This is a genomic window from Cryobacterium sp. Y29 (assembly GCF_002929825.1).
Lineage (GTDB): Bacteria > Actinomycetota > Actinomycetes > Actinomycetales > Microbacteriaceae > Cryobacterium.
This window is the reverse complement of sequence record NZ_PJJN01000022.1, coordinates 1-18,662: the sequence shown is the minus strand read 5'-3', so window position 1 is coordinate 18,662 and position 18,662 is coordinate 1. Positions and strand designations below refer to the sequence as shown.

Here is an 18,662-nt window from a genome sequence, read left to right as displayed (position 1 = left end):
AGATTCTCAGTTAATGCCGGTTCTCACCGGTCCGTGAGGGGTATGGGCGTGATTACTACAGGGGCGAAAAGTATCACCGTGTTGCAATCGCTGAGTCCGCCAGATGGCACCACCCGGTACGTCAATCAAGTGGTCGACGGCGCACCGGCTGCCGTGACCATGCGATTTTTTTCCTGGCGCACTGCGCTGCTCGGCCGCTATGACGTACTTCACGTGCACTGGCCGGAGCTGCTCATTCGCGCCCCGCGACCGCTGAAGGCGCGGCTGCGTCGCGGCGCTCTCTACGCGCTACTGCTGCGTGTGCGCCTGCAGCGCATTCCGATAGTGCGCACCGCGCACAACCTGACCCCGCACGAAGCAGGCGCGAGCGCCGAAACACGCGCGCTGAACGCGCTCGACGCCCGCACTGCACTCGTAATTCGTCTCAATCCGACCACACCGGTTGAACCCGAGTCTCGGGCGGTCACCATTTTGCACGGGCACTATCGCGACCGTTTCAGCGGCATGACGCTGCCCGAATCGGTGTCAGGGCGCATCCTCTATTTCGGCCTGATTCGGCCGTACAAGGGGGTCGAAACGCTGCTGCAGGTGTTCCGGGCAGTGCCGGTCCCTGAACTGACCCTGCGCGTAGTCGGAAGACCATCAAGCGGGCTCGAAAAAGTCATCATCACCGAGGCCGCGCAGGATTCGCGCATCAGCGCGGTGTTGCGCTTCGTCTCCGACGAAGAATTGGTGTCTGAGGTCGGCTTGGCGGAGCTGGTTGTACTGCCCTATCGCGAAATGCACAATTCGGGCGTGTTGCTCGTAGCGCTGTCGCTCGATCGACCGGTGCTCGTGCCGTCGACGCCGTCGAACCTCGCCCTGGCCGACGAAGTCGGGCCCGACTGGATTTACCTCTATGACGGCGAGCTCACACCCGAGATTCTCTGCGAGACCCTCAAGCGGATGCGCGCTGCCGGCGCCCACCGGCGCCCACAGCTCTCTGGACGGGATTGGAAGACGCTCGGCCTGCAAAGTTATCAAACCTATCTGCGTGCCTTGCAGCTGACTGGGCGCACTGGGCGCACTGGGCGCACTGGGCGGAATATCCGTTGACCGCGACGATGCCGCCTCACCCCCCCGACATCCCCGACATCCCCGACATCCCCGGGAAGCCTCGCTCGACAGCGGGCCTCGGCCGCACCGCGGGGCGGGGAGCATCGACCACCCTGGTCGGCCAGCTCATTCGCATCGGCGTGCAGCTCGGCGGCATCGTCGTGCTTGGCCGACTGCTCGACCCGAGCGACTACGGGCTGGTCGCCTCGGTCGCCGCGATCATCGGTGTCGGCGAGGTGCTGCGCAACTTCGGGCTGTCGTCAGCGGCCATTCAGGTGCGCGACCTGACCCGGCACCAAAAAGACAACCTGTTCTGGATCAACAGCCTGATCGGGCTTGCTCTCATGCTGCTCGCGGTGCTGTGCAGTCCGCTCATCGCCATCCTGTACGGCGACGATCGACTCGTACTGCTCACCCAGGTGCTCGCCGGAACGTTTCTGCTCAACGGCCTCGCCACCCAGTTTCGTGCTGACCTCAACCGCAATTTTCACTTTGTCGCCCTGGCCGGGTCGGAAATCGGCGCCCAGGCCGGCGCTCTCGCGGTTGGCATCGTGATGGCGCTGAACGGTTTCGGCTACTGGGCTCTTGCTGGGCAGCAGATCAGCCAGGGCATTCTGACCATCATCATTCTCATTCCGGTCACCAACTGGTTTCCCGGTTGGTACCACCGCACCGCGCCCATGCGCCCCCTGCTCGTTTTCGGGTCGAACCTGGCCGGCACGCAGCTGCTCGCCTATACCAGCCGCAACACCGACACGATTGTGATCGGCGCCACGCTCGGTGCCGGCCCGCTCGGCCTGTATAACCGGGCCTTCCAGCTGCTGCTGCTGCCGCTCAACCAGATCAACGCTCCGTCCACCCGTGTGGCCCTGCCGGTGCTGGCCCGATTGCAGGACGACCCGCCCAAGTACGACCGGTTCATTCTGCTCGGGCAGACCATCATGCTGCACGCGGTCACGATTGTGCTCGCTTTCTCCTGCGCCCAGGCCCTGCCGATCATCAGTATCGCCCTCGGCAGCCGCTGGCTCGGTTCGGCTCCGATCTTTCAAATTCTCGCTATCGCCGGGTTCTTCGAGGCTGCTGCCTATGCGACCTACTGGGTGTTCCTGTCGAAGGGTGCCACCAAGCAGAACCTGTATTTCGCCCTCACCACTCGGCCCCTGCTGGTGGTGTTCGTGCTGGTCGGCTCACTCTGGGGCGTTTACGGCGTCGCCGCCGGGTATTCGATCGGCGTCGCGCTGATCTGGCCGATCGGCCTGTGGTGGATCAGCCGGGTTACGAATGCCCCCGCACGGTCGATGTTCCAAGCCGGTGCGCGCGCTGTTCTCGGCTACGGTTTCGCGACCGGAATCAGCTGGACGTCCGTGCAGTGGATCCCGATCAACCTGCCATTCGCGCGCGTCGCCCTCGGCGGGGTCGCCTTGCTCGCGGCGATCGGCTTCGTCATGCTGATCTGGCCGACCTTTCGCCGGGATGTGCGCGCGATCACCCAGGCCCGCAGCTTTCTGCGCTCCGCGAAGTCGTCGAAAGAGGGTCCCGTCGGCGCGACCGTTGACACCGATCACCTAATGCCCGCCCCCACCCCCTCCCGTGCCCGAAAAGCACGGCGCTTACGCCTCCGCATCATCCGCCGGCTGGACCGGGTGATGCACGGTCTGGCCGCGGCATCCACCCTGCCCTTCCTGCGCGATCGTGCTGCGCTGAAACGCGCAACCAACCGGCTGCGCCCGTTCGACACGGGCAGTGAGCGCGCTCACGTGCTCGTCGCCCCACCCGGGGAGGGCAATATCGGCGACCAAGCCATGGTTGAAGCCTTTCTCGAAAATGTGACGGGACGGGTCCAGGTGCTTGTGCGGCGGCCGACCGACGTGCAGATTCCGTCGCAGCACGCCTGGCGGGCACAACTCGTTCCGATTCCGCACCTGATCTACGGAAAGGGGCGGGTACACCGGCAGGCCATGGCGATGCTGGCCCCCATACTCGGCGGCGCCCTGTCACTGACCGTGATTGGCGCGGATATCATGGACGGCGCGTATAGCGTGCGTGCCTCCGCCCGGCGAGCGGATGTTGCGAGCCTCGCGCGCAGCGTCGGCGTCCAAGCGCGCATCCTCGGCTTCAGCTGGAACGGCCACGCCAACGTGGGGGTGCGCCGGTCGCTCGCCCGGGCCGGGCGAATGGGAACGCGGTTACAACTGCGCGACCCCACCTCCAGCGAGCGCGCCCGTACCGATCGATTCGACACCGTGGTCGACGTCGCCGACGCCGTGTTCGCGGCCCGTACCAGCTGCGCCCTCGCCAAAACGGAATACCTCGGAGCCACGCCGGCCCGCTATGCCGTCGTGAACGCTAGCGCGCTGGTCGGCCGCAGTTTCGACCAGACCACGGAGTACGCCCGGATCGTAACGGCACTCCTGGAGGCGGGGCTTCAGGTAGTGCTGCTGCCGCACGTCGTGCGCGCCAGCGGCGACGACGCAGCCGCCTGCCGCGCCGTGTTCGATCGTCTGCCCATTACGGACGGGGTGATACTGGTGAACCGGTTGCTCACCCCGGCCGAAGTGCGCGGGCTGTGTGCCGGCGCCGAAATCGTACTGACCGGGCGCATGCACCTCGCCGTGCAGGCCATGTTCCACGCGGTTCCTGCCGTTGCGCTGTCCACCCAGGGCAAGGTCGCGGGCATGATGCGACTCTTTGATACGCAGGAACTGTGCATCGAGCCGGGCGCCGACCTGGCTCGACGCATGATTCCGGTGGCGCTATCGGTGCTGGCCGATCGGGAGAGGTATCGCGCCCGTTTGGTTGCGCGGCTGCCCGAGGTGCGGCGCCTGGCCGCTCTGAACTTCTCGGGGTTGCCCAATGCCACGCATTCCCATGCGCATGCCCTCACGGCCCCGAGCCCGACTTCCCACAGACAAGGTCCCGCATGACGCTCTCCTCGCACACCCCACCCGACTATGCGCGCGCCGATCCCGCCCTGCGCCGCATCCTCTTCGTGATTCCGTCACTGCACGGTGGTGGGGCAGAATTTGTGGCCCGCACCTGGATGGGCTGGCTCGCCGACCAGGGCTACGAGGTGGCTGTCGTTCTGACCTCCGCCGCAGTGAAACCGGAGTACCTCCCCGATGGCGTGGCGTCATCCTCCCTTTCCGGGCAGCGCGGCCACCTGCAGAAAGCCACCGCGCTTCGGCGCCGCCTGCTCGACTGGCACCCCGACGTGGCGATATCGCTGCAGGCCCACCCGAACCTGGTGCTGCTGACCGCTGCCCGCCTAATGCCAGCCCGTCTGCGCCCCCGCGTGCTCGTGAGTGAACGCAACCTGGTATCGCTCGGGCTGCCCGGATCGAATCTTGCCCACCGGGTGAAAATCTGGTTTGCCAAGCGCCTGTATCCGTGGGCCGACCACGTGATCGCCATTTCGCATCCGGTCGCCGCTGAGATGATCGCCGCTTTCGGAGTGCGCGGTGACCGCATCACCGTCGTCGCCAACCCGGCAACGGCAAAACTACGCGGCACCCGGCGCGGGCTGGGCACGACGGCGGCCCACGTCCAGGTCGGGGGTGACGACGGCACGGAACTGGTCGAGCCGGGGGGAACCACGATCGTGGCGCGATCCGAACGCCGCCCAGGATCAGCCAACGGCATTCAGATTGTGCTGGCCTGCCGGCTCGTGGCGCAGAAGCGGCCGCTGCTCGCGATCGCGGCCGCCGCCGAGCTCGCCCGTCGCGGCGTGGTCGTCGAGGTCGTCTCGTTCGGCGGCGGTCCCCTGCTCAACGACGTACAGGCCGCGGCTCGGCAGGAGAACGTGGCCTTTCACCATCGCGGCTGGGTCGAAAACTGGTTCGACCACTTCGCCGACAACTCGGTGGCGCTGCTCACCTCGAGCCGGGAGGGTTTTGGCAACGTTCTCGTTGAAGCGGCCGCGGCCGGCTATCCCTCGGTCGCCGTTTCGGGGGCGCTCGGGGTAGCGGATGCGATTGTGCCCGGCATCACGGGCGAACTCGCGCTGTCCGCGCATCCGGCGGACCTTGCCGACGCCATTCTGCGGGCAGTGGACCTCCCGCTCGAGCACATCGAACCCTGGCTGGCTCGTTTTTCGGAGGAAGCGAGCGGCAGCGCCTTGGAACGGGTCTTACTTCGGGTCGTGGAACGCGCATGAGAATCTTCGCCTCGGCTATGGGCCAGATCGACAATGTCGGCGATACCGTGCTGCGACGGGCCTTTCTCGATGCACTTCGGGGCGCCGGCGAACTGCAGGTTTTCGTTGGGGCCCGATCGGACTTCTACCTCAGTGGGCTTAGCCTGCACGATGAAGACCGGATGTATCGCACCAGTGCAGAATGGCGACGCGAGATTTCGCGGTCGACTCTCCGGGAGGCATCCGTTTACGCCTTCAACGCTGGCGAAATGGAATTGCAGCGGGCGTATGCCCTGCGCTACGTGCGTCTTGCGCCCCACCTCGCGCTCAACCGTCTGCGCGGCGGGCACGCCGTGCACGCCGGGTTCGGCGTGCGGCAGAAGACGGGCTGGCGCATTCCGGTGGCGGCGACACTGCGCCTGTGCGACCTCGTGGCCTGGCGTGACGCCTACAGCCGCGGCACGATGGGCCTGGGTCGCATCGCTCCCGACTGGGCCTTTGCTACGGGGGCAGCAGATGCCGATCTGCTCGCGTCCACCGCTTCTCGCCCGCTACTGGCCGTAGCGGTGCGCTACAACGGGCGGCACCCCGACGATGCGTGGCTGGCGGCAGTGCGCGGCCTGGCCGATGCCCTCAAACTCGAGATCGTGGCGGTGTCGCAGATCGAACGAGACGGGCCGCTCGCCGAGGAACTGGCCGATAAGCTCGGCGGCACGGCCATGGTCTGGGACGGTCCAGACCATCTCGCTCAGGAGCAGAAACTACGGGCGGTCTACCAGCAGTCATTGCTTGTGGTGACCGACCGACTACACGCTGCCGTGATCGGCCTGACCGAGGGCGCGCTGCCGCTTGTGATCGCCGATGCAGGCCCGTCGAAGGCGGCTCGCACCCTCGACGCGGTCGGTATCAAAGGCGCCACGATCGGCTGGACGCTGCCAGACCCTGCGGCGCTCGAGCGCCGGGCTTGCGACGTCGTCAGCCGCCGGGAGCCGATCCTGCACCACGTCGTCGAGGCGCGCGCTTCTCTACGGGAGCTGACCCGCTCCATTGGAAAGCTCACCGCATGACCGGGGCACACGCTGCGGGCTCGCCGGTTGTCAGCATCATCGTGCCGGCCTACAACGCCGCCGAGTTTCTGGAGAGCGCCATTGAACGACTCCTGGGCCAGACCTTGGACGATTTCGAGATCATCGTGGTCGACGACGGCTCGACGGATACGACGGCTACGATCGGCGCGCGGGCGGCTGCGGCAAACGCCAACGTGCATTACTTTCGCGAGGAGCACAATGGCGGTGTCGCGCGGGCGCGGGCGCGGGCGGTGGCCGAGAGTCGGGGTGAGTTTCTGTGGTTCGTCGATTGTGACGACGAGTGGGCTGACTCTGCGCTGGAGAAACTCATGGCAGCGGCCAGGTCTACGGGCGCTGACGTGATCGTCTGCGGTGCGTCGTATGTCTACCCCGGCCGGCGGCGCCCGTTGGTTGTGCCTCTTCTGAACAATCCGATCACGGGCGCAGAGGCTTTTGTGCTCCTGCTCGATGGCGAGCTGACCGGGCACCTCTGGAACAAATTGTTCCGCCGTTCTCTTACCCGCGAGATCGAGTTCACCCCGACCCGGGTGCACTCCGACCTGGCCATGGTGGCCCAACTGCTCGCTGCGGCCGATCGCGTGGCGTTCATCAGCGACTCGCTCTATTCCTATGTTGTGCGCGGTGGGTCGATCATCCGCTCGGGGTTGCGCCGGGCCGAGTCTCTTTTGCTGGTCGAACAGGCCGTCACGAACGCGGCTATCACCCTGGATACCCGCATCATCCGTTCTAACTCGTACGGCTACTTTCGGCTGCGCTACGTGCTGCTCTCCGGGCTGAAGGACGCGCTGACCGGCCCGTACGATGCCGACGAACGGGCCGAGATCGTCTCCGAGCTGCGTTCCCGCCTGACCTGGCGGCTCATATTGCTAGCCGCGCGCCGTCGCGATTGGAGGCGGCTGGTGCTGGCCGGCACGGCAAAACTCAGTGTTCCGCTGCATCGTCGGGTACTGCGCCTCACAGCCGAGCGGGGTGTCGCCTGATCTGGATCGGGTTGAAACTCATCGGCGTTGACGGGGCCTGCCCATACCAACAAGAGCGGCCGGGATAATCCCAGAATCTTTCGTGTGATTTTGAGCATTTTCACAGGGAAGTGAAACGGATTCGACTTTGGCTCTCGATAGGCTCAGGTGGAAGTGCAACCCCAACAGTTCCCGACGATCTCGGTCTTCGAACGCTGAATGCGCGTCGCATCTCGTAACGACCAAGCCAGTAACCAGCACTCAGGAGAATCCTCACCCGCGACACCGCTGTCCGTCCGCGATCCCGACTTGAGAGAGGTCCCTGCCGTGCCCTTTCTTGGTAACCGTCACCCGCGCAAACCCGTTTCCCGCACACTTCCCCGCTCTCGCGCATCCGCCCGCCGCACCGCAATCGCCGTTGCCGCGTGCACTGCCGTCATCGTTGCCGTTCTCGCCTTCCTGGCCATCCCCAGCCCGGGCGGTGAGGCCGCTGCCGCCCCCCCACGCACAGTCATCGACAGCTCCTCGGCAAAGATCAGCTATACCGGCTCCTGGCGCAGTACGCGCAATACCGCCGACCGCGGTGGATCCGTGCGGTTTCAGTCCGGCGCCGGCAGCGCATCAATGACGTTCACGGGAACAAGCGTCGCTTTCATCACGCGCACCACAAAAAGTTCAGGAAAAAGCACCGTGTCGATCGACGGCAGGGTCGTTGCGACGGTGAACGCGTACTCCGTGCGAACCGTGCACCAGAAGACCGTGTTCCGCACGACGTCCCTTTCGAACGGTACCCACACCATCACGATCAGTCGCACCGGTAAGCGTGACGCACGCGCAAGCGGTACCAACAGCATCGTGGACGCCTTCGTGGTGAATGCCGCGACCGGCCCAGCACCAGCACCGGTCCCTGCACTCGCGCCGCCGCCGACCGTGCACCGCTACGCCGACTGCCCCGCCGCGACGACGACGGTGCACACCGTTGACGAACTCCGGACGGCCGTCGACCGCGCCCACCCTGGAACCGTCATCAGGATGGCCTCCGGAACCTATCGCGGCCAGATCGACATCCACGCTAATGGCACCGCCGCCGACCCGATCTGGGTCTGTGGCTCGCGCGACGCCGTCATCAACGTGGGCAGCGTCCAGGACAACCACGGTATCCAGATCAAGAACTCGTCCAACCTCGTGATCGCCGGTATGACCGTGACCAACAGCCTCAAAGGCATCAGCGTCATCGGCGGCACGAACGTGACGATCGCCGACACCCGCATCGACCACATCGGCTACGAGGGCATTCACCTGCGCGCCTTCACAACCGACAGCACCGTGGTCGGCAACATCATCTCAAACACCGGAATGCGGGACGCACCCTTCGGAGAGGGCATCTACATCGGTACGTCTGACAACAATTGGTGCGATCAGACCAATTGCCGGCCCGACCGAACCGACGGCACTCTCGTACTTGGCAATCACATCAGCCTCACCGGTGCTCAGCCGATCGAAGTCAAGGAGGGCACTTCCGACGGCGTCGTTCGGGACAATGTGATTGACGGAGCTAACGGCATGAGCGCTGCTAACGAGTGGGTCAAGGTCAAGGGTAACAACTGGATGATCTATGACAACAAGGGCTCCAACAGCCCCCTGCACGGCTTCGCGGTCAACGGAAGCGTCCCCGGCTGGGGCCTTCACAACACCTTCACCGACAACTCGGGTGCGGTGAACGCCGGTGGTTACGCCTTCTTCATCCACGAGAAAGGCAGCAAGGGCTCCAGCGACACCACGGTGTCGTGCTCGAACTCGGTCACCCGCGCCGGGCAAGGATTGACCAACATCGCCTGTACTCCGTAGTCGACTGCACACGACCCTCAGCGTGCCCTCGGGGGCGTTGGAGGTTGTTTTTGGTGTGATCGCAGGTGCGACAGTGTGCATCAAGACAAAATTCAACAGTTTGAATTTTACTCTAGGCACTTTCTCAGGAATGACCGATACCCGATCACGGTGACCGCGTGGGGCCGCCCGAAAATCCGGCCCCCACTTGCGGGGCGTTGCCCACAATGGGCAATAGCACTGATCAGGGCGAAATCCCCGAGGTCGTCTCAGTTTCGCGCTGGCGATTGCTCGACTTGACCCCCACTTTCTCGCGCGCGTCCGCGCGCTGCTGCACCGCTGCATCCGCGTATTTTGTGCCCACAAACCCATTTACACACGGCTAACGCGCAGCAGTTCCGACGCTAATTGACGACGTGATCACGGAAGCGTTACCGCCACAAATCACGAAGATCATATGCGTCGGAACCCGTCGGGTTCACGGACGTAACCATCCCTCCTTGAACATTCGGAAGGTTTCATAATGTTGTTCCCTCGTGCCTCACGCCGTGCCACCATTGCGGCCGTCGTCATCGCCGCGATCGTGCCCCTCACCGCAATGATCCCCCTCGGCGTCGCTTCAGCCTCCGCCGCCACTGCTCCCGCCGGTACCACGGTTGTCGACAGCAGCTCCGCGCAGGTGAAGTATTCCGGTACCTGGCGCACGACGGGCTCTCCGTCAGACCACGGCGGATCCATCAAGTTCGCCTCGACCACGTCGAGCGCTTCACTCACCTTCACCGGTTCAACGGTGGCCTACGTCACGCGTATGACCAGCAGCTCCGGCACGAGTGAAATCGCCATCGACGGCAAGGTTGTCGCCACGGTCAACGGCTACTCCGCCTCAACCCGGTACCAGCAGAACCTGTTCAGCACCTCAAACCTTTCTAGCGGGACGCACACCATCAAGGTCAGCCGCACCGGCCAGAAGGATGCCCGCTCCACCGGCACAAACAGCATCGTCGACGCCTTCGTCACCCTGACGCCTACCGGGACGATGACTCCCGCACCGGCGCCCGCACCCGCACCGGCACCCGCACCCGCACCCGCACCGGCACCCGCTGCGACCGCTCCCGTGCAGGCTCCGGCCGGTTCGACCACCTTCGAGGGCGACTCCGCGTCGGTCACGTACAACGGCACCTGGCGCACCGCCGGCTCGACCAGCGACTCAGGCGGTGGAGTTCAGTTCACCACTACGGCGGGCAGCGCCTCGTTCACTTTCCAGGGCTCGAGCATTGCCTTCATCACACGCCTGACCAGCAGCTCGGGCACCAGCACCGTCGCGATCGACGGTACGAACGTCGCCACGGTCAACGGGTATTCTGCCGCCACCGCCTACAAGCAGAACGCGTTCAGCACCACGAGCCTCTCGGCCGGTACGCACACCATCACCGTGACCCGAACCGGGCAGAAGGATGCCCGTTCGACCGGTACCAACAGCATCGTCGACGCGTTCATCGTGTCGGCTGTGCCAAGCACTGCGCCGACTCCGGCTCCGATCAGCACCCCGCGCTACGCGGATTGCCCCGCCGCCACCGTCAATGTGGCGACGGCCAGGGAACTCATAACCGCCGTCTCCCAGGCCCAGCCCGGGACCGTAATCAAGATGGCCCCCGGCACCTACAACGAGCAGATCAACATGACCGCGAACGGAACCGCATCTAACCCGGTCTGGATCTGCGGACCGCGCAGCGCCGTGATCAACGTCGGCAGCATCCAGAACAACCACGGCATCCAGATCTCCAACTCCTCCAATCTCGTGATCGCCGGAATGACCGTCACCAACAGCCTCAAGGGAATCAGCGTCATCCGCAGCAGCAACGTCACCATTGCGGACACGCTTGTTGACAACATCGGCTACGAGGGCATCCACCTGCGTGCCTTCACCACCGACAGCAAAGTCGTCGGCAACACCATCAAAAACACCGGCAAGCGCGACCCGTTCTACGGTGAGGGTATCTATATCGGAACCTCTGACGCCAACTGGTGCGCCCAGACCAACTGCCAGCCCGACAAGACCGACCGCACGCTGGTCATGGCCAACAACATCAGCCTGACCGGCGCCCAGCCGATCGAGGTCAAGGAAGGTACCTCCAGCGGGATCATCCGCGACAACATCATCGATGGCGCCAACGCGATGCAGCGCGCCGCGGAATGGGTCAAAGTCAAGGGCAACGACTGGAGCATTTACAATAACTCCGGCAAGAACAGCACCATGCACGGCTTCGCGGTCAACGGCAGTGTGGCCGGCTGGGGCCTCCGCAACATCTTCTATGGCAACACCGCCCCGGTCGGCGCAGCCGGCTACGGCTTCTTCATCCACGAGCAGGGAACCAAGGGCACCAGCGGCACCACGGTCTACTGCTCGAACACCGTTACGGCTGCGGGATCCGGATTCTCTAACCAGGCCTGTATCTCCTAGCAACACGGTCTGATCGTCGGTCGAGCGCAGCCTTCCAGCTGCGCTCGACCAGCGGAAAGACAGCGGCCGCCGAATAGGTAGTCTCGAAGGCGGATCTGGCCAGATCCGCCTTTTTCACGCGCCAGGCCGCATCCGTTATCGCGTGCCGTAGCGCTGCCTCGAGCGAGTTGGCGTCGCCAGGTTCCACGAGCACCCCCGCACCGTTGGCGAGCACGGCCGGCACGCCGCCGACCCGCGTCGCCACCACACAGTTACTGCGAGCCATGGCTTCGAGAATGAACATCGGCATCGCCTCGTCGCGAGAGGGCAACACGGCGATCGCCGAACGCTCGAGCAACTTCATCAAAGCCTCGTGGCTGAGCGCCCCGACGAATTCCCCGCGCACCAGCGGTACGGCAGGCTGGTCAATGATGGGACCGGCAATCACGAGTTTCCACAGCGGATGCTCGGGCGCGAGCCGCTGCCACGCCGCCACGAGCACGTCGACACCCTTGCGCACGCTGACCGCACCGCCGAACACCACGAGCGGTTCGATGTCGCGGCGCACGCCGTCGGCGACGGCGTTCGGCACAAGCACAACCCGCTCCCCCGGCACGAAGTCGGCGGCCGTGTCGCGCGATTCGGCCGACAGGGTCAGCACCACGTCGGCCGCGCGCAGGACGCTCCCCACCAGACCGGGTCGTTTCTCGGCGAAGTCGGTAAAAGAACTGCCGTGCAGTTGAGCGACCGTGCCAAAACCGCGCGCGTGCGCGAGGGCGAGCAGCGCTCCTTCACGCGCGAAGGAACCACCCTGCGACAGGTGCGCGATCACGACGGTGCGCTCGGGCCGGGACAGACGCAACACCTTCCAGAAAGCGGACACCGCAAGCAAGGCCGCCCGCGCCCCGCCACTGCCATCGCGCGAGGACACCAAACGCAGGTCGAAATCGGCGAAAGAATGTGCCAGATAGCCGTTGACGACCTGACTCATACCGCCGGCGACCTCACCGCTGCGCCCAATGTGCACCGCTGTCAGCCGTTCAGCCGGCGACGCCGGGACAATCGGGACGACCGGGACGACCGGGACAAGTTGGACAAGCGGGACAACTTGGACAATCGGAACGAGGGGTGGGCTTGGTGTGGCTGATGGCGGCTCGATGGTGATCGGTTCTGTCTCGATCGGCTCGGTACCGCCCGCGTCGGCGAGGCTCACCGCGCAGTCTCGCTGGTTAGCACCCGATCAAGCAGACGGCGCACGTTGTGTAGCTCGTTCTGCGCCTCGGCCAGGCCGGCCAGGATAGCCATACGGCGGCCGAGCAGGTTCTGCAGCCGGTCAGCGATCTCGGCAGCGGTCAAACCCGCGCTGACAATGCTCACGTCGTGGAGTCCGGCGGCCGCAAAATGCCGCGCAATCTTGTCTGACTTCGCGTCAACGAGGAGGGCGGCCGGAACCGCCCCCTCCGTGAGGGCGCCGACGAGCACGTGCAAACGATCGCTCACGGCAAGGGCGGCCCGCCGATAGAGCGCACGCAGGCGCTGTTCCTGCTCGTCATGGCCGGTGCCGTTCCAGCGCAGCGCCTCGCCTCCGAGATCGGCCGCGAGTTGACTGCACCTCTTATCGTCCCGCAAGACCTGGGTGACACACCAGATCTGCAGGCCATGGTCGGCGGCGACTGCGCGCACCGCCGTAAGCCAGGCGGCGCTCGGGTAGTCGAGGTCGGAGCGCATCGAGACGACGAGAAGGTTGCGGCACGCTATAGCGACCGAATCGACACCACTGCCGCGACTAGCAAAGGCAAGGTCGGGCATGACACTGCCCCGCCCGAGATACCCGGCCGTTGCTGCATCCCGCCACAACGACAGGTTCGACAGCGCGATCGAGGGTCCCATCAGCGCACGCGGCAGCGGCGCGAAGTTTCGGCTGCCCACACCGACCCGGGCGACGCGGCCGTGTCGGGCACGAACAAGTGCAAGCACCGGCAGCATAGCGAGGTGCTCTTTCATGCCGACCAGGGTCAGTTGAATCTCGCCGGGTTTGAATACGTACGACGCTTGACCGTGGGCCGCGCTGCGAAGCGCCGCTGCGTACCAGCGTCGAAACGAGCGATATTGCACGTCGCCCGGCGTGAGGCCGAGCCCCCTGGCATACCCGTCGGGTGCCTTGCCGACATAGACGTGCAGCGGACCGCTCCCCCGTAACCAGTCGAGCAGTTGGCGACGCAGCAGAATGTCGCCGATGTTGTCATATTGCCCGCGGGCGGGGACAAAAATTTGGCGCAGCATCCGCTCGGTTGGAGCCCCCTGACTCATCGGTCGCTGGGCAACGGAATGCGCACACCGGTGTCGATGGCACGACCGGCAACGAAGCGGATGACGTCGGCCGTCAGGTCGGGCGAGTCAACGGCTCGAGCGACGCCCAGGTACTCGGCCAGCTCCGCGATCTGCATCTGGTGGTCATCAACGTGTTCGCCGCGGTGCTTGCGACGGGTCACGATCACGGGGAAGATACCCAGTTCGAGCAGCCCCATGAAGGTACCGACACCGGCGTGGGTGATTACGACGTCGGAGTTCAGGGCAGCATCGACGAACTGCGCGGTCGGCATCATCTGGTGCACCCGGCCGGGAAGGTCGGTGCGGTCGGTCGTAAAACCGAGCTGCCAGACGGTGCGCTCATCGGCCAGGCCACTCGCGAGAACTGCGTCGACGAGGGAATCGAAACGGTACCCCTCGATGGTGCCGAGGGTGACGAACAGACTGGGCCGTTCCGGCGCGGGCCGGATCAACGAATGGTAGGTGGACAATACGCTCGGGTGGGTCCGCCAGCGGCTGGTAGCCCAGGCCGGATGCTGGGTGCGCACGCTGACCAGGCGGCTGGCGGCGAGCATGCGCCCGCTGAGCGATGGCCCCTCGACACGGGAGACGCTCTCGATGTACAGGCTCGGCACACCGCTGATTGCGGCCTGCGGCAGCGCCGCAACGGCGAGACCGGCGCCGGTACTCACGGCACCCTCAAAAGTTTCGTGCCTGAGCACCCGGCGCACGATGCTGGCCGCGCGCATCATGCCGAGGTAATCGCGGGGACGCACGTACGGCACATGGATACGCCGCTGACCGGCCAGCAGCGACCGGCTCTGCACGGAATCAAAGGTAACCCAGAGCGAGCTGGGCGAGGCACCGAGCCCCGGCGCCAGCCGCACCAGCTGGGCCAGGTGCCCGCCCGTGGAAGCGACGAGCAGGAGCTTTCGTTGCGGGGAGGACGACGAATCGATCGGGTAAGACGAGTGCACGGACACTGAGTCTCCTTTCGGGTGAAGCTCTTGCAGAACTGCTTCGAACGCGCGCCAAACGCACTGGGATTCTGGTCCTACCAGGTGACGCGGGTGGGGCTGACTGCTGCCACAGCCTCACTGTCGGACGGGGTCGAACGACCCGACTCGTTCGTGTCCGCGCCGGTTGCTGGGGTGGCTCGAGGAGCCGGGCGGGAAGAGGCCACGGAGAAGCTTCCATCACGCACGAGCGCATCGGGACCACGGGTGGGAACCATGGCCAGCACGACGCCGAGGGGCGTTGTGCCGACAGCGTCCAGGGCGTCGAAGGCAGCCAGCAGTTCGGGCTCGCGCACCCGGTTGGCGCCGACGACCAGAATGGTGCCGCCGGTCCAGCGACTGAGCACGGCTGCGTCCGTCACCGCAAGTACCGGCGGGGCGTCCAGGAGCACGTAGTCGTAGCTGCTGCTCAGCACATCGAGTACCGTGCCCATGGCGGTGGATCCGAGCAGTTCGCTCGGGTTCGTAGGAATCTTGCCCGACGACAGCACTGTGAGCGGATGCTGCGCGCCCCACGATTGCAGAGATTCCTTGAGTTGCACGTCGCCGAGGAGTACGTCGGTCAGTCCATGCTCGGCGTCGAGCCCGAGGTAGTCGGCGAGCCGGGGCGTGCGCAGGTCGGCATCGATGACGGCGACCGTCGCGCCGCTCTCGGCCAGCACGATGGCGAGGTTCACGAGCGTGGTGGTCTTGCCTTCGCCCGAAACGGAGGAGGTTACGACGAGGCTGCGGCGGCCGCCGTCAGCGTCGGCGAACTCGAGGTTGGTGCGCAGCACCCGAAACGCCTCGGCGCGGGCGGTGGACGCACCGTTTGGCGAGATGATCGGGTTGGCGCGAGCTTCGAGCGGAATACCTCCGAGCACGGGAACAACCGTCAGTCGCTCGATGTCGTCGCGGTTGTAGATGCGGCGGTCAAACAGGCCGAGGATGAGCGCGGTGACCAGTCCGATCAGCAGCCCGATGAGCAGTCCTACGGCCAGGTTGAGGTAGAGCTGTGGCACCGCCGGGTTGTCGGGGGCGACCGGCGGGTTGAGCACGCCGACTGTGACCGGGCTCGCACCGCCATCGGCGGGCTTTTCCAGCTGATTGATCACAACGTCGGTGAAACTGTCCGAGACGGCCTGCGCGAGCTGCTGGGCGGCATTTGCCGTGGAGGCAAGAGCTCTGAGTTCGATAACGGCCGAGCCAGGCTGGGATGTGGCCGTGACCCGCTCGGCCAGGTTTACCGCGCTCTCCTTGAGGCCGAGGCTCGCGATCACCGGGTCGAGCACTCGGGGGCTCGTGGCGACGTCGAGGTAGTACGGCAGCTTTTGCACGACGAAGTTATTGCCCTGTACGAGATCGCCGGGAGTTGACCCGTTTTGAATCTGCGCGGCGACGAATACACGGGTGGAAGCCTCGTACTGCACGGGAGTGAGCAGGGCGGCTGCTGCTCCACCGACCACGCCGAGCAGGATGAAAGCAACGATGAGAATCCATTGCTTTCGGAGTATTCGAACCAGTCGCTTCAGTTCCATGGGCGCTTCTTCCTGCATGATCGATGCGTCGTGCTTCGGGTGCACGAGGACAAGTCCCTATGTTGGCATAAAAATCCTCACTTTTGGACTGCCGGTATTGAGGATTTAATCAGTTCGTCTTGTGGAGTTAACTAAATTATCGATCAGGAACTGACGAATGCTCGCTCGTGTGGCCTCGTCGAGGAGCTCCAACCCGTGTTTTTTACCGGGTTTCACGTCGAGAGTGACGGGTACGCCGACCGCTTTGAGCGCTGACGCCATGGCCTTGCCCTGTTCAAGGGGAACCAGTTCCTTTTGTGAAATGCCGATGTAAAACGGCGGGTCGGTCTTGTCGACGGCGTACAACGGCGACGCCGCGCGGGCGTTGGGACAGTCAGCGAAGTCAGAGCAGCCGAGGTATTGCAAAATGGGTGCTATGGCCAGTGTCGAAGGGTTACCACGCAGAAGCCCCCGCTCGGTGAGATCAACCGCCGGCGACATCGCCACGACCGCCGCAACCCGATCATCGCCAGCCAAGCTACCCGAGCCATTGGTGCCGATCGATGAAGCGATGATCGCACCGGCAGAGCTTCCGAACAGTCCGATGCGTTCGGGGTCGATGCCGAAGTGCGCGATCTGGGCTGGTTCCCGAAGCCATGTAAGCGCTTCGGTGACATCGTTCACCTGTGCCGGGTAGGCAAATTTGGGCGCCAAGCGGTAGTCCACCGAAAAGGCGGCGATACCGCTGGCGGCCAGTTCCGAACAGAGCGCTTTCATGCCGCCGAAGTCTTTGGTTCCGCTATCGAAGCCTCCGCCGTGAATGAGGATTATAGCCGCCGTGGGGGCTGTCTTACTCTTGGGCAGGCAGGCGTTCAGCAGCAGCTTCTGGCCAAGAGCCGTGCCGTACTGCAGGTCGTTCTGCAGCACGACCGAGTCGCTGTGCGCACGCGCATTCGGCCTATTGGGGGTGGCGGCGCATCCGCTCAGCACAAGACCGACAGCGAGCAGCCCAACGGATGCCGCGAACAGTCGGGATATTTTCACAGCAGGTCACGGTTCAAATGAGCCCGACGAGAGACTGATGTGGTCTGGCGTTTGCGGAACGGACTGACCCAGAGGAACGAGAACCGGCGCAGAAGCTTGGCGAGGTAGAGCGAGGCGACGAGTACGATGGCGGCGAGCAGGAACGGCAGGGCATTTCCGGCGCGTTCGAGCCAGGGGGTTTCGGCGAACGGTGCCAGCAGCGCGAGGGCGCTGGCCACGAGAAACAGGTGCAATAGATAGATTTGAAAGCTGTATTGGCCGAGCGTGTTCATAAATTTCAACCATCGCACGCGAACCAGCAGGGTGGCCAGGGTGACGCCCATCGCGACGGCCACCACGCTTTCGAGCAAAATCAGCCCCGGAACACGGGAAAGATGCAACGGCACGATCAGCACGGCGAGGCCGAGATATGCAGCGACAAGCACAGTCGCGTGCCAGACGCGAACGCGGGCGGCCAGGCGATAAATGGCGTGAGGAAAGTAGACGGCGGTGATGAAGAAAATGAAATTGGCGGCGACGCGGTCCCAGCCGACGTTGTCGAGGTCGAGCGCTCCCGGCGTCGTCGCCAGCACTGCGATGACGCCCGCGAGAAGGAGTTGCAGCCTGATCGGCAGTTTCCGCAGAAGCCAGGCGAGCAGGGTGAAAATGGCCAGTGCCCAGATGAACCAGTAGCTGCTGGTGGGCCAAACCGGCAGTAGGGCGATGTTGAGCAGGTCGGTCGGGGACCGCTCGGTGCCGCGCAGGTGCGGCACGACGAGGTAGAACGCGACCCGGATGACAGACCAGAGCAGGTACAAATACACGAGCACGAGCAGGCGCCGACGCCAGAGGTCTTTCAGGTTCCACGTGAGCATACGCCGCGCGGTGAGGCCGGCGATGAAGAAGAATACCGGCATGGGAAAGTAGCCCAGCACGAGCCGCAACCGTGGGGTGCTGCCGGCCAGGCCGAGGTCATTGAGGAACAACGACGAGTGGTACAGCACCACGAGAATAATCGCCGCGCCCTTGGCGAAGTTGATCCACTCGCGGTTCTCGGTCTGTATCTCTTTCACAAACGAAATGTACACGAGAAAAACTCAGGATGGTATTGCGGCTGGTTTTTTAGGGGCGGTAGTTTGCGAGCGTATCGGTGTGGAAAGCCTGTAGCGGCGCGCCAGCGCGCCTCTATCGACGTTGACGGCGGACTGCTTAGACGCGGATGTTCCAGTGCTGCTGGTGGGCAGAGTGAGGGCTGGGCTGGGCTGGGCTGGGCTGG

General features: G+C 64.7%; 13 protein-coding genes. 7 read left to right on the top strand and 6 right to left on the bottom strand.

Features of this window, described 5'->3' with window-relative positions; genetic code table 11:
• The first annotated feature begins 78 nt into the window (after positions 1 to 78).
• The 7 genes from CXY74_RS01330 (at position 79) to CXY74_RS01290 (ending at position 11,562) form a co-directional block, all read left to right on the top strand.
• The gene (locus CXY74_RS01330) at positions 79 to 1,095 is read left to right on the top strand and encodes a glycosyl transferase (RefSeq protein ID WP_199183108.1); all 1,017 of its coding nucleotides are present in this window, start codon (positions 79 to 81) and stop codon (positions 1,093 to 1,095) included.
• A gap of 8 nt (positions 1,096 to 1,103) precedes the next feature.
• On the top strand, positions 1,104 to 4,019 hold the full coding sequence (locus tag CXY74_RS01325) for an oligosaccharide flippase family protein (protein ID WP_146070009.1): 2,916 nt from the start codon (positions 1,104 to 1,106) through the stop codon (positions 4,017 to 4,019).
• Entirely contained in the window at positions 4,016 to 5,248 is a 1,233-nt protein-coding gene (locus tag CXY74_RS01320; protein WP_104198762.1) for a glycosyltransferase, read from the top strand. Before CXY74_RS01325 ends, CXY74_RS01320 begins: the two co-directional genes overlap by 4 nt.
• Positions 5,245 to 6,294, top strand: coding sequence for a polysaccharide pyruvyl transferase family protein (locus tag CXY74_RS01315; protein WP_104198761.1), 1,050 nt, complete (start codon positions 5,245 to 5,247; stop codon positions 6,292 to 6,294). The genes CXY74_RS01320 and CXY74_RS01315 overlap by 4 nt, the downstream gene beginning before the upstream one ends.
• Entirely contained in the window at positions 6,291 to 7,295 is a 1,005-nt protein-coding gene (locus CXY74_RS01310) for a glycosyltransferase family 2 protein (RefSeq protein WP_104198760.1), read from the top strand. Before CXY74_RS01315 ends, CXY74_RS01310 begins: the two co-directional genes overlap by 4 nt.
• Positions 7,296 to 7,601: 306 nt before the next feature.
• Positions 7,602 to 9,122 (top strand): right-handed parallel beta-helix repeat-containing protein, encoded by a 1,521-nt coding sequence (locus CXY74_RS01305; RefSeq protein ID WP_158252267.1) that lies wholly within the window; start codon positions 7,602 to 7,604, stop codon positions 9,120 to 9,122.
• 502 nt (positions 9,123 to 9,624) lie between these two features.
• Positions 9,625 to 11,562 (top strand): right-handed parallel beta-helix repeat-containing protein, encoded by a 1,938-nt coding sequence (locus CXY74_RS01290; RefSeq protein ID WP_158252266.1) that lies wholly within the window; start codon positions 9,625 to 9,627, stop codon positions 11,560 to 11,562.
• Here CXY74_RS01290 and CXY74_RS01285 read toward each other — a convergent pair.
• The 6 genes from CXY74_RS01285 to CXY74_RS01260 all read right to left on the bottom strand — a co-directional run bounded on the left by CXY74_RS01285 (position 11,540) and on the right by CXY74_RS01260 (position 18,459).
• Positions 11,540 to 12,754: a glycosyltransferase family 4 protein gene (locus tag CXY74_RS01285; RefSeq protein ID WP_104198755.1), complete on the bottom strand. Its 1,215-nt coding sequence runs from the start codon at positions 12,752 to 12,754 to the stop codon at positions 11,540 to 11,542. The two genes, CXY74_RS01290 and CXY74_RS01285, sit on opposite strands and share 23 nt — an antisense overlap.
• The gene (locus CXY74_RS01280) at positions 12,751 to 13,824 is read right to left on the bottom strand and encodes a polysaccharide pyruvyl transferase family protein (protein WP_104198754.1); all 1,074 of its coding nucleotides are present in this window, start codon (positions 13,822 to 13,824) and stop codon (positions 12,751 to 12,753) included. Before CXY74_RS01280 ends, CXY74_RS01285 begins: the two co-directional genes overlap by 4 nt.
• 23 nt (positions 13,825 to 13,847) lie before the next feature.
• On the bottom strand, positions 13,848 to 14,834 hold the full coding sequence (locus CXY74_RS01275) for a glycosyltransferase (RefSeq protein ID WP_199183107.1): 987 nt from the start codon (positions 14,832 to 14,834) through the stop codon (positions 13,848 to 13,850).
• Positions 14,835 to 14,905: 71 nt separating this feature from the next.
• Positions 14,906 to 16,384 carry a polysaccharide biosynthesis tyrosine autokinase gene (locus tag CXY74_RS01270; RefSeq protein ID WP_158252265.1) on the bottom strand — a complete coding sequence of 493 codons (1,479 nt, stop codon included), beginning with the start codon at positions 16,382 to 16,384 and terminating at the stop codon, positions 14,906 to 14,908.
• A 105-nt stretch (positions 16,385 to 16,489) separates the two neighbouring features.
• Entirely contained in the window at positions 16,490 to 17,407 is a 918-nt protein-coding gene (locus tag CXY74_RS01265; protein ID WP_104198752.1) for an alpha/beta hydrolase, read from the bottom strand.
• Positions 17,404 to 18,459 carry an acyltransferase family protein gene (locus tag CXY74_RS01260; RefSeq protein WP_158252264.1) on the bottom strand — a complete coding sequence of 352 codons (1,056 nt, stop codon included), beginning with the start codon at positions 18,457 to 18,459 and terminating at the stop codon, positions 17,404 to 17,406. Before CXY74_RS01260 ends, CXY74_RS01265 begins: the two co-directional genes overlap by 4 nt.
• Between the last annotated feature and the right edge of the window lie 203 nt (positions 18,460 to 18,662).

Bases quoted from the DNA above. Each gene is read 5' to 3' on its own strand.
- CXY74_RS01325 (WP_146070009.1), top strand. From the start codon at position 1,104: ATGCCGCCTCACCCCCCCGACATCCCCGACATCCCCGACATCCCCGGG.
- CXY74_RS01320 (WP_104198762.1), top strand. From the start codon at position 4,016: ATGACGCTCTCCTCGCACACCCCACCCGACTATGCGCGCGCCGATCCC.
- CXY74_RS01315 (WP_104198761.1), top strand. From the start codon at position 5,245: ATGAGAATCTTCGCCTCGGCTATGGGCCAGATCGACAATGTCGGCGAT.
- CXY74_RS01310 (WP_104198760.1), top strand. From the start codon at position 6,291: ATGACCGGGGCACACGCTGCGGGCTCGCCGGTTGTCAGCATCATCGTG.
- CXY74_RS01290 (WP_158252266.1), top strand. From the start codon at position 9,625: ATGTTGTTCCCTCGTGCCTCACGCCGTGCCACCATTGCGGCCGTCGTC.
- CXY74_RS01280 (WP_104198754.1), bottom strand. From the start codon at position 13,824: ATGCTGCGCCAAATTTTTGTCCCCGCCCGCGGGCAATATGACAACATC.
- CXY74_RS01270 (WP_158252265.1), bottom strand. From the start codon at position 16,384: ATGGAACTGAAGCGACTGGTTCGAATACTCCGAAAGCAATGGATTCTC.